Annotated in this window: 15 protein-coding genes; 11 read left to right on the top strand and 4 right to left on the bottom strand. The window is 42.6% G+C overall.

All coding sequences use genetic code 11. The features are described 5' to 3' along the window. A partial coding sequence (locus AC1MDJ_RS01230; protein ID WP_479689133.1) for a hypothetical protein occupies nt 1-705 on the bottom strand: 705 nt, incomplete at its 3' end. A gap of 152 nt (nt 706-857) precedes the next feature. Between AC1MDJ_RS01230 and AC1MDJ_RS01225 the strand changes: the two genes are divergently transcribed. The 4 genes from AC1MDJ_RS01225 (at nt 858) to AC1MDJ_RS01210 (ending at nt 4,186) form a co-directional block, all read left to right on the top strand. Further along, a complete protein-coding gene (locus AC1MDJ_RS01225) occupies nt 858-1,754 on the top strand; it encodes an RpnC/YadD family protein (protein ID WP_479689132.1) in 897 nt (298 codons plus the stop codon). Between the two features lie 139 nt (nt 1,755-1,893). Continuing rightward, complete coding sequence (locus AC1MDJ_RS01220; protein WP_479689131.1) at nt 1,894-2,145, top strand: hypothetical protein; 252 nt, start codon at nt 1,894-1,896, stop codon at nt 2,143-2,145. Nucleotides 2,146-2,234: 89 nt separating this feature from the next. Continuing rightward, the gene (locus AC1MDJ_RS01215; protein ID WP_479689130.1) at nt 2,235-3,218 is read left to right on the top strand and encodes a radical SAM protein; all 984 of its coding nucleotides are present in this window, start codon (nt 2,235-2,237) and stop codon (nt 3,216-3,218) included. 14 nt (nt 3,219-3,232) lie between these two features. Further along, nucleotides 3,233-4,186 (top strand): radical SAM protein, encoded by a 954-nt coding sequence (locus AC1MDJ_RS01210; protein WP_479689129.1) that lies wholly within the window; start codon nt 3,233-3,235, stop codon nt 4,184-4,186. A gap of 11 nt (nt 4,187-4,197) precedes the next feature. Here AC1MDJ_RS01210 and AC1MDJ_RS01205 read toward each other — a convergent pair whose 3' ends face one another. Genes AC1MDJ_RS01205 through AC1MDJ_RS01195 form a run of 3 tightly spaced genes read right to left on the bottom strand, consistent with a single transcriptional unit; the run spans nt 4,198 to nt 4,685 of the window. After that, nucleotides 4,198-4,293, bottom strand: a complete 96-nt coding sequence (locus AC1MDJ_RS01205; protein ID WP_479689135.1) for a type II toxin-antitoxin system RelE family toxin — start codon at nt 4,291-4,293, stop codon at nt 4,198-4,200. Between the two features lie 26 nt (nt 4,294-4,319). Beyond that, complete coding sequence (locus AC1MDJ_RS01200; RefSeq protein WP_479689128.1) at nt 4,320-4,457, bottom strand: hypothetical protein; 138 nt, start codon at nt 4,455-4,457, stop codon at nt 4,320-4,322. Nucleotides 4,458-4,463: 6 nt separating this feature from the next. Further along, nucleotides 4,464-4,685, bottom strand: a complete 222-nt coding sequence (locus tag AC1MDJ_RS01195) for a ribbon-helix-helix domain-containing protein (protein ID WP_479689127.1) — start codon at nt 4,683-4,685, stop codon at nt 4,464-4,466. A 130-nt stretch (nt 4,686-4,815) separates the two neighbouring features. On the opposite strand from AC1MDJ_RS01195, the gene AC1MDJ_RS01190 reads away from it, so the two are divergent. The 7 genes from AC1MDJ_RS01190 to nadD all read left to right on the top strand — a co-directional run bounded on the left by AC1MDJ_RS01190 (nt 4,816) and on the right by nadD (nt 10,417). Continuing rightward, complete coding sequence (locus AC1MDJ_RS01190; protein WP_479689126.1) at nt 4,816-5,784, top strand: RpnC/YadD family protein; 969 nt, start codon at nt 4,816-4,818, stop codon at nt 5,782-5,784. 90 nt (nt 5,785-5,874) lie between these two features. Beyond that, a complete protein-coding gene (locus tag AC1MDJ_RS01185) occupies nt 5,875-6,864 on the top strand; it encodes a radical SAM protein (RefSeq protein ID WP_479689125.1) in 990 nt (329 codons plus the stop codon). A gap of 194 nt (nt 6,865-7,058) precedes the next feature. Continuing rightward, a complete protein-coding gene (locus AC1MDJ_RS01180; protein ID WP_479689124.1) occupies nt 7,059-7,535 on the top strand; it encodes a pyridoxamine 5'-phosphate oxidase family protein in 477 nt (158 codons plus the stop codon). 2 nt (nt 7,536-7,537) lie between these two features. Beyond that, on the top strand, nt 7,538-8,746 hold the full coding sequence (locus AC1MDJ_RS01175) for a protoporphyrinogen/coproporphyrinogen oxidase (protein ID WP_479689123.1): 1,209 nt from the start codon (nt 7,538-7,540) through the stop codon (nt 8,744-8,746). Next, on the top strand, nt 8,724-9,581 hold the full coding sequence (locus tag AC1MDJ_RS01170) for a class I SAM-dependent methyltransferase (RefSeq protein WP_479689122.1): 858 nt from the start codon (nt 8,724-8,726) through the stop codon (nt 9,579-9,581). The genes AC1MDJ_RS01175 and AC1MDJ_RS01170 overlap by 23 nt, the downstream gene beginning before the upstream one ends. A 50-nt stretch (nt 9,582-9,631) precedes the next feature. After that, complete coding sequence (locus AC1MDJ_RS01165; protein WP_479689121.1) at nt 9,632-9,763, top strand: hypothetical protein; 132 nt, start codon at nt 9,632-9,634, stop codon at nt 9,761-9,763. A 27-nt stretch (nt 9,764-9,790) separates the two neighbouring features. Next, nucleotides 9,791-10,417 carry a nicotinate (nicotinamide) nucleotide adenylyltransferase gene (nadD, locus tag AC1MDJ_RS01160; protein WP_479689120.1) on the top strand — a complete coding sequence of 209 codons (627 nt, stop codon included), beginning with the start codon at nt 9,791-9,793 and terminating at the stop codon, nt 10,415-10,417.

Raw genomic sequence — 10,417 nt, 5'->3', positions numbered from 1 at the left:
TAAAAAGTCTTTCAATATACCCCGCTCTATACATAGCCTTATAGCCCGCTCCATTGCACCAGCTAAAGCTACCTTATCCTCGCTATCTATCCCCTTTGTCTCTTGCCTAACAACCTCTACAAACTCCTCATACTGATAAGCTTCATCCTCGCTAACAGCCGCAATAGCTCTGCGAACATCAATAGGGCGAGTATCCCCGTCAGCCAGTTTAATAACAGCTGACAGAACATCTTTTGACCTCTCATCTGATAAAATCTTATTTAGGTGAGCATATTTCTGCTTATTTTTAGGGTAATCATTGCATATAGAGTGCACAAGCCATTCAGAGTAGATTGTCCTTATCATATCCTCTTGTTCTGGGGCAGCACAGTCGTACAATAGCATCGTATCAACTATATTGCTATCCTTAAAACCACACTCTACTGCTTTATCATATATTTCCATGTATTGGTTAATGCCTGATATTATTAAGGTTTTGCTATGCTTGTCAGCTATTTCATCAGGGGCAGACACCTTTATCTCCTTGCCACATAGTTGAACAGACTTGCCATGCTTATAGCTGTCAATAAATCCAAGAAAGGTTAAACCGCTATCCAGCAACCCCTGCGCTAAATTATAGCCAAGTCTATTCGTCCCCCAAATGTAGATACCGCTGGCTGATTTGAGCCTGTCAATTGCGCCACTATTAAACACTATATTACTCATTATGCCTCCAAACTACACAGACTATTATAGCAAAAAAAATTGCCCTTTTACATATTTTAATGTATTACTATACACTATGTTAGAAAGGTTATTCTCTATTACTGATGGACGATAAGCTTGACATTTTCTTATTTTTATTATATTACTGAGTTATGCAAAACGCAAAGACAAACAGGGAGCATAAAGATACCGTCTTTACCAAGCTGTTTTCAGATAAGGACAGGCTTGTTGAGCTTTATAATGCGATTGACGATGTGCACTATGCGGTATCAGACGGAATTACAATCAATACCTTAGAGAATGTTCTGTTTATGGGCAGACGAAACGATATATCATTTACCATAGCAGACAAGTTAGTTGTTTTAATGGAACATCAATCAACTATAAACGATAATATGCCATTAAGGTTTTTAGAATATATAGCTCGTTTATATGAGGGTATGGTGGATAACGATGCGGTATATAGGAGAAACAGGTTGACAATACCCCGTCCAGAGTTTATAGTGTTATATAATGGCGTTACTTCGTTAAAAGCAGATGACTATTATATAAAGCTATCTGAGATGTTTGCAAAAGACGAAACAAGAAAGGATACACATAGCTTTTTAGAGTTAGAAGCGAGAGTGTTGAATGTTAATAAGGGACATAACAGAAAAGTATTAAAAGCAAGCGGAACGCTTGGGGACTATGCGGAGTTTGTAGAGGTTGTTAGGCAAGAGACAAAGGGGATAGATAGCGAGGATAAGGTAGCTTTAGCTGGTGCAATGGAGCGGGCTATAAGGCTATGTATAGAGCGGGGTATATTGAAAGACTTTTTATATAGACATTCGCGGGAGGTAATGAATATGGGTATGTTGACATCAGAGTTTGACATTAACGTAGCTAAAAGGGTATGGCGTGAAGAGGCGTTTGAAGAAGGAATGGAAATAGGGGAGCAACAACTGTCCCAAGAGGCTTTGTCGCTCCTTGATAGTGGCGACTTAGGTTCTCTAAGGAGACGTCTTTTGGCAAGTGTTACGTCATATAAAAGCCAAGATACGATAAGCTAGTGTATTACTCTCAATGAGGTAACGTATTTAATGTGTCACCATACACCACGTTAGGAAAGCTGTTCTCTCTATAAGGATATGTATAGAGCGTGGTATATTGAAAGACTTTTTATATAGACACTCGCGGGAGGTAATGAATATGGGTATGTTGACATCAGAGTTTGACATCAATGTAGCTAAAAGGGTATGGCGTGAAGAGGCGTTTGATGAGGGTATGCTAATAGGTATGCAGGAGGGCGAACAAAAAGGCAAGCTAGAGGGCAAGCTAGAAGGCAAGTTTGAAACTGCTAAAAATTTTTTAGCACTCGGTATGCCCCTTGATTTTGTATCAAAGGGCACAGGGCTTTCACTTGCCAAGTTAAAAGAGCTACAGAACGACATAATTGTATAATACGGAGCTACCAGCTACTAATAAACCAGTGGACTATTATAGCAAAAAAATATTGCACTTTTACGTATTTTAATGTATTACTATGCAATATGTTAGAAAAGTTATTCTCTATCACTGATGTCGGCATAATTCGCACTGTGCGAATACTTGGAATGAAGTTTGAGTTCCTCAACTCAATAGAGTTCGCTAAGAATGTTTTTCGCACTATCAGGGCTACCACTGTGCTGGACTACCTGCCAGCCGTTACCATTCCCGTAGCAGAACAATGCAACAGTGATTGTTATGGTTGCTATGTTTTCTCTACTTTAGCTAAAGAAGAATTTTACGACATCAAAACCTTTGAGCAGGATATAAATAGGCTGTCAGAGCTTACCTCGCTTACCTCTGGGGGGGGGGTAGTAGCTCCATACACTGGTGAGATTTTCTTGGCAGGCGGGGAGCCGTTGCTGAATCCGAACATCATCTCATTTTTTGAGCTGTCTCGTAGAGCGTTCCCAGACCCAAGTGTTAGAATTGTGCTAATAACAAACGGTCTGTTGTTGTTAAAACAGAAAGCACCATTCTTTAAGGCAGTTTTAGACAACAATATAACTGTATCTCCGACAAAATATCCTGATATGGACTGGAACAAGATAGAGCAATACGTTGAGAGCTTTGGAGTAACGCTTAAGTATTTCACCGATACGGATTTCCGGTCAGGGTCAGTTTCAAATAAAAACGAGCGGGTTTCTGGCAAATATCCCTTGCATTTAGACGGAAAATGCTCCCTTACACCGTTTGATTCTTATTCACGTTGCGGAGTATCAAACGGAGCATGCGGTGTGATGAGGAATGGCAGGCTATATCCCTGCGGTATCATAGCGGGCATTCACCACTTTAACAACTATTTTAATCAAAATCTCCCTGTTACGTCTCACGACTATATGGACATCTACAAGGTGGCTAACTGCAAAGAAATATTAGAATACATAGCGAAACCGCACCCATTCTGCAAATACTGCGACGTGGCAGGCAGAGTTGCATCTCTTGGCGAATATCGGAAAACAACGCGCGATATTAGCGAGTGGACGTGACGAATAATTGCACTATGTTAGAAAAGTTATTCTCTATCACTGATGTCGGCATAATTCGCACTGTGCGAATACTCGGAATGAAGTTTGAGTTCCTCACCTCAATAGAGTTCGCTAAGAATGTTTTTCGCACTATTAGGGCTACCACGCCGCTGGACTACCTGCCAAAGCTATACATCCTCGTAGCAGAACACTGCAACGACAATTGTTATGGTTGCGTTGCTTTCTCTACTTTAGCTAAAGAAGAATTTTACGACATCAAAACCTTTGAGCAGGATATAAATAGAATGTCAGAGCTTACCTCTGTTGGTGAGGTTACGTTGGCGGGCGGGGAGCCGTTGCTGAATCCGAACATCATCTCATTTTTTGAGCTGTCTCGTAGGGCGTTTCCAGACCCAAATATTAAAATTGTGCTATTTACGAACGGGCTGTTGTTGTTAAAACAGAAAGCACCATTCTTTAAGGCAGTTTTAGACAACAATATAACTGTATTCCCGACAAAATACCCTGATATGGACTGGAACAAGATAGAGCAATACGTTGGCAGTTTTGGAGTAACGCTTCAGTATTTCACCGATATGGGTTTCCAGTCAGGGGCAGTTTCAAATAAAAACGAGCGGGTTTCTGGCAAATACCCCTTGCATTTAGACGGAAAATGCTCCCTTACACCGTTTGATTCTTATTCACGTTGCGGACTATCAAATGGAGCATGCGGTGTGATGAGGAATGGCAAGCTCTACCCCTGCACTGTCATAGCGGGTATTCGCCACTTTAACAGCCATTTTAATCAAAATCTCCCTGTCACATCGCACGACTATATTGACATCTACAAGGTGGCAAACTGCAAAGAAATATTAGAATACATGGCAAAACCGCACCCATTCTGCAAATACTGCGACGTGGCAGGCAGAATTGCATCGTTTGGCGAATATCGGAAAACAACGCGCTCTATCAGCGAATGGACGACTTAATAATATTTTCTTTATCGCTCGTAGACCTCTTTTCTGTGAGCGATTCTTACTATTTTGACAATGTCCTTCTCTATTCGATATATGATACGCCAATCACCAACCCGCAACCGCCTGTATCCTGCCAACGTGTGCGTTAGAGGCTTGCCAAAGGATACTGGATAGTCATTAACCTTTCTTCTATTGCCCCTTTAATTCGTGATTTCATAGTCGCTGGTAGTGCTGGTATTTGCTTGGCTACTACTACATCAGCATATTCTATGTTATAAGACATCGGATGTTAGTCCCAAGCATCCTCATGAGAAATCCATCTTTTATTGGTGGCTTCAGTCTCCTCAGCAATACGTGAAAAATATACATCTTCGTCGTATTCCATCGCCTTGACTATAAGGTCGGATGCTACCCTAGATACAGGTATATGTTGTTTCCGCGCCCTGCTATTCAGCATAGCAACAACATCCACAGGGACAGTCACATTGATACGAGGGTTTGCATTAGCCATAGCTTAATCGTAACAACAAAAAATCAACTTGTCAATAGCAAACAGGCAAAATTATGTTAGGAAAGGTTATTCTCTATTACTGATGGACGATAAGCTTGACATTTTCTTATTTTTATTATATTACTGAGTTATGCAAAACGCAAATACAAACAGGGAGTATAAAGATACCGTCTTTACCAAGCTGTTTTCAGATAAGGGCAGGCTTGTTGAGCTTTATAATGCGATTGACGATGTGCACTATGCGGTATCAGACGGAATTACAATCAATACCCTAGAGAATGTTCTGTTTATGGGCAGACGAAACGATATATCATTTACTATAGGGGATAAGCTAGTTGTTTTAATGGAGCACCAGTCAACTATAAACGATAATATGCCGTTGCGTTTTTTAGAATATATAGCTCGTTTATATGAGGGTATGGTGGATAACGATGCGGTATATAGGAGAAACAGGTTGACAATACCCCGTCCAGAGTTTATAGTGTTATATAATGGCGTTACTTCGTTAAAAGCAGATGATTACTATATAAAGCTATCTGAAATGTTTGCAAAAGACGAAACAAGAAAGGATACACATAACTTTTTAGAGTTAGAAGCGAGAGTGTTGAATGTTAATAAGGGACATAACAGAAAAGTATTAAAAGCAAGTGGGACACTTGGAGACTATGCGGAGTTTGTGGAGGTAGTTAGGCAGGAGACAAAGGGGATAGATAGCGAGGATAAGGTAGCTTTAGCTGGTGCAATGGAGCGGGCTATAAGGCTCTGTATAGAGCGGGGTATATTGAAAGACTTTTTATATAGACACTCACGGGAGGTAATGAATATGGGTATGTTGACATCAGAGTTTGATATTAACGTAGCTAAAAGGGTATGGCGTGAAGAGGCGTTTGACGAGGGCATGCTAATAGGTATGCAGGAGGGCGAACAAAAAGGCAAGCTAGAGGGCAAGCTGGAAGGCGAGCAAAAAGGCAAGCTGGAAGGCAAGCTAGAAACTGCTAAAAATTTTTTAGCACTAGGTATGCCCCTTGATTTTGTATCAAAGGGCACAGGGCTTTCACTTGCCAAGTTAAAAGAGCTACAGAACGACATAATTGTATAATACGGAGCTGCCAGCTACTAATAAACCAGTGGACTATATATAGCAAAAAAATGTTGCACTTTTACGTATTTTAATGTATTACTATGCAATATGTTAGAAAAGTTATTCTCTATCACTGATGTCGGCATAATTCGCACTGTGCGAATACTCGGAATGAAGTTTGAGTTCCTCAACTCAATAGAGTTCGCTAAGAATGTTTTTCGCACTATTAGGTCTACCACTGTGCTGGACTACCTGCCAAAGCTATACATCCCCGTAGCAGAACACTGCAACGACAATTGTTATGGTTGCTGGACTTTCTCTACCTTAGCTAAAGAAGAATTTTACGACATCAAAACCTTTGAGCAGGATATAAATAGGCTGTCAGAGCTTACCTCGCTTACCTCTGAGGGGGGGGGGGGGGCTACTCCATACACTGGTGAGGTTACGTTGGCGGGCGGGGAGCCGTTGCTGAATCCGAACATCATCTCATTTTTTGAGCTGTCTCGTAGGGCATTTCCAGACCCAAGTGTTAAAATTGTGCTAATAACGAACGGTCTGTTGTTGTTAAAACAGAAAGCACCATTCTTTAAGGCAGTTTTAGACAACAATATAACTATCTCCCCAACAAAATATCCTGATATGGACTGGAACAAGATAGAGCAATACGTTGAGAGCTTTGGAGTAACGCTTCAGTATAGCACCGATATGGGTTTCCAGTCAGGACCAGTTTCAAATAAAAACGAGCGGGTTTCTGGCAAAATGCCCTTGCATTTAGACGGAAAATGCTCCCTTACACCGTTTGATTCTTATTCACGTTGCGGACTATCAAACGGAGCATGCAGTGTGATGAGGAATGGCAAGCTCTACCCCTGCAGTATCATAGCGGGTATTCGCCACTTTAACAGCCATTTTAATCAAAATCTCCCTGTTTCGTCTCACGACTATATGGACATCTACAAGGTAGCAAACTGCAAAGAAATATTAGAATACATGGCAAAACCGCACCCATTCTGCAAATACTGCAACGTGGCAGGCAGAGTTGCATCGTTTGGCGAATATCGGAAAACAACGCACTCTATCAGCGAATGGACGACTTAATAATTATGCCCGTCCTAGACGTGGTGTTCCCGCCTGACAATACATCAGCTTCCTCATAGTTTATAAAATATGAAACACGCACTCTATAACACCTTCATACAATTACACTAAAAACATGTCAATGGGAATTTTAGAGATTTTTCTATAACTTAAAAATTTTTGTGTATAATATACAAATATTTAGGGGGTTAGTTATGGTTGCTATGAGGCGTGCAGAAAAGCGTTGTGAAGATAAGGCTGAGTTAGAGGCGTTTCTGAAACGTATCCAGCACATGCAAATAGCCATTAACACTGGCGATGCACCTTATGTATTGCCAATCAACTTTACCTATAGTAATAATTCGTTGTTAGTTCACTCCGCCCCAGTCGGCAGAAAGATTGAGCTATTAAAGAAATCGCCTGTCGTTGGTTGGACGGTGAACGAGCAAATTGCTATCCGCCAGCACGAGACCGACCCTAACCGCACAGGCACATACTACAACAGCGTAATCGGCACAGCAAAGGCAACTTTCATAGACGACGAGACTGAAAAGACGCGCCATCTGAATACATTGCTGGAAAAATACACTAAACACAAAGATGCAACATTTCCTAGCGAGATGTTGAGCAAACTTGTGGTGATAAGGTTTGATATAATAGAGATGGATTTTAAGATTGCTAGGCAAAACTAACTATGAACGACAGTAAGATATACGATGTGGCAGTAGTGGGCGGCGGTTTGAGCGGTATCACATTTGCGCACACTGTTGCCAAGCATGGACTTGAGGTGCTGTTGTTAGAGAAACGAGATGTTTTAGGCGGTTGCGTTCACACTATAAACCCCTATAAAGACAATTATTTTGCAGAGCTTGGCGCACACACGATATATTCCAGCTATGCGGCAATTATCCGCCTGATAAATGCTTGTAAGTTGCAAGGTGAGATTATCCCATACAAGTCTGCCCCATACAAGATGTATGCAAATGGGCACATTAGTTCAATGTTTCGGCATATCTACCCGATAGAGGGCTTTTTTAGCCTGTTTAATATATTCACCACTAAAAAGCGCGGGTTAACAGTGGCGGAGTATTATAGCAAGCTGCTAGGCAAGCGCAACTTTGCTGACTTGATACACCCCGCAACTAGTGCCGTAATCTGCCAAAATTCTGCTACATTTGCCGCTGACCTGCTACTAAAAATCCGCAAGAAAGATAAAACTTACCCACGCTCATTTACTATCAATGGTGGCTTGGGCGCACTGCTTAACACTGCAGCAAATGGAAAAAATATAGAGCTTCATACTAACGCTGACGTAGTTGGCATTGAAAAGACAACTAACGGCTGGGACATAAAGACGGCTAGCGGGGCATATAGCACAAAGCAACTTGCATTAGCTACTGAGGGGAGAGTCGCTGCCGAGCTAGTAGCACCCGTTTATCAGGATATGGCAAAGTTGCTTAAAGCATTGCCAAGCCGTGCGTCTAGGGCATTTAATGTGTCATTTGCGGCAAATAAATCTAATGTAAAGCATTTTGCGTATATTATAGCAAAGAACGCCTCCTTTACTGCCATTGTGTCGCGCGATATGCTCCCAGATGTGCAATATCGCTCTGCGACCTTTCACTTTAAGCCCGACAGCAACCCCGCCTATGACAGGCAGACAGCTGATGAGGTGTTAGAGCTAAAAGATAGAGACTACGTAACCAACACTGCTCACTTTGAGCTACCGCATTTAGGGGTATCACACCACGAGTGGCGCAGACAACTTGATACAGAGCTGGTGAAAGCGCACGGCTTCTACCTATTAGGCAACTACTTTGATGGTCTATCTATGGAGGACTGCGCCCTGCGCGCAGAAAACGAGGCATTGAGGGCTGCACGTGCCGCAAACATTCATATCTAACGACATAGCAGACTACGAACTGATAGATGCTGGCAACGGGTTGCGCCTAGAGCGTTGGGGGACGGTGACGCTGGTGCGCCCAGACCCGACAGCCCTATGGCAGGCAAGCGATAATCCGCTCTGGAAGTCTGCAGATGCCCGCTATCACCGCTCATCCAGCGGCGGCGGCAGATGGGAGTTTATGCGCAAAGTGCCTGACGAGTGGCGTGTCCACTGGGGCAACCTGACTTTTAAGGTGCGTCTGACGGGATTCAAGCATACAGGACTTTTCCCAGAGCAGGCACACAACTGGCGACTAATAGAGAATGCCATAAAGAATGCTGGCAGACCGCTCAAGCTATTAAATCTATTTGGCTATACGGGTGCGGCAAGCGTAGTGGCGACAAAGGCTGGCGCAAGTGTGTGCCATGTAGATTCATCTAAAGGTATGCTAGATTGGTGCCGTGAGAATGCCGACCTATCAGGGGTAAATAATGAAATACGGCTAATAGCCGATGACTGCCTGAAGTTTGTGCTGCGGGAGGGCAGACGCGGGACAAGATATGATGCCATTGTAATGGACCCGCCCTCGTTCGGCAGAGGCGCAAAGGGGGAGGTGTGGAAGTTTGAATACAATATTGCCGAACTGCTCACCGCCTGCAAAGCTATACTATCAGACAAACCATTATTTCTGCTAATCAGTGCATACACGGCGGGCATTTCGTCTATAACGCTTGATAATGTAGCATCTTCGCTGAACCTGCCCTTTACTAACACTAGTTGTGGCGAATTAGCATTGCCATTTAGAGGCGGAAAGATGTTGTTGCCATGCGGACTAACACTATTTATGAGTTAACGGATAAGCATATCATAATGCTGGCAAAGTAACTATGAGAGTCTTGTTTAATGGTATCTCTGCAAGTTCTGAAGTTTCATTGCCTTGCAATTCCCGCATATTTAGGCTATAATCAGCCTATTATTAGGGGGGTGTGGCGTATGCAGTATAGGCAATTTGACAAGACTGGGGAGCGGGTGTAGGTGTTTGGCGGGCTGTAGAGTATTCAAGTGAAGCGCATAGGCTTATTTGGCGGAACGTTTGACCCGATACACTTGGGGCATATAGCCCTTGTGGAGCGCGTGTTGGCAGATTTTCAGCTGAACGAGCTTATTTTAGTGCCCGCAAAAATCCCCCCGCACAAGAGCGAAACTGCTGCAACACCCGTCCAACGTTATGAAATGGCACAGCTAGTTGTTAACGGACTAGGCGACAAGGTGTCAGTTTCAGACTACGAGCTGAGCGAGACGGGCATATCATTTAGCTATAAGACGGTTTCCTATAAACGAAGCATATACCCCGATGATGCGCTATATTTTATCGCTGGTAGCGATATATTTATGACTATATCAAGCTGGGAACATTGGCAACAATTATTTGAACTATCTAACTTTATTGTCGTTAATAGACATGGCACTAGCTTTGATGATGTTAAAGAGCAGCTATCTGAGGAACTGGTTAAAAGATTGGTAAATTTTACTGACTACACGGACACTAAGCGGGCAGGAGATATTATTCTATATAGTATGCCCCTTGTGAATATATCCAGCGTTGAGATACGCTCTCGCCTTATGGCGCAACTATTGCCAAAAGACGTATATGACTATATACTAAAACACAAATTATATATGAGGTGA

This window comes from Candidatus Termitispirillum reticulitermitis, from assembly GCF_054655775.1.
The sequence above is the reverse complement of the archived record's forward strand: the minus strand, read 5'-3'. Positions and strand labels throughout refer to the sequence as shown.

Coding starts and splice junctions, on each gene's coding strand:
- AC1MDJ_RS01195 (WP_479689127.1), bottom strand. CDS start 4,685: ATGGCTAATGCAAACCCTCGTATCAATGTGACTGTCCCTGTGGATGTT.
- AC1MDJ_RS01210 (WP_479689129.1), top strand. CDS start 3,233: ATGTTAGAAAAGTTATTCTCTATCACTGATGTCGGCATAATTCGCACT.
- AC1MDJ_RS01190 (WP_479689126.1), top strand. CDS start 4,816: ATGCAAAACGCAAATACAAACAGGGAGTATAAAGATACCGTCTTTACC.
- AC1MDJ_RS01165 (WP_479689121.1), top strand. CDS start 9,632: ATGGTATCTCTGCAAGTTCTGAAGTTTCATTGCCTTGCAATTCCCGCA.
- AC1MDJ_RS01200 (WP_479689128.1), bottom strand. CDS start 4,457: ATGTCTTATAACATAGAATATGCTGATGTAGTAGTAGCCAAGCAAATA.
- AC1MDJ_RS01185 (WP_479689125.1), top strand. CDS start 5,875: ATGTTAGAAAAGTTATTCTCTATCACTGATGTCGGCATAATTCGCACT.
- AC1MDJ_RS01220 (WP_479689131.1), top strand. CDS start 1,894: ATGGGTATGTTGACATCAGAGTTTGACATCAATGTAGCTAAAAGGGTA.
- AC1MDJ_RS01215 (WP_479689130.1), top strand. CDS start 2,235: ATGTTAGAAAAGTTATTCTCTATCACTGATGTCGGCATAATTCGCACT.
- AC1MDJ_RS01175 (WP_479689123.1), top strand. CDS start 7,538: ATGAACGACAGTAAGATATACGATGTGGCAGTAGTGGGCGGCGGTTTG.
- AC1MDJ_RS01180 (WP_479689124.1), top strand. CDS start 7,059: ATGGTTGCTATGAGGCGTGCAGAAAAGCGTTGTGAAGATAAGGCTGAG.
- AC1MDJ_RS01225 (WP_479689132.1), top strand. CDS start 858: ATGCAAAACGCAAAGACAAACAGGGAGCATAAAGATACCGTCTTTACC.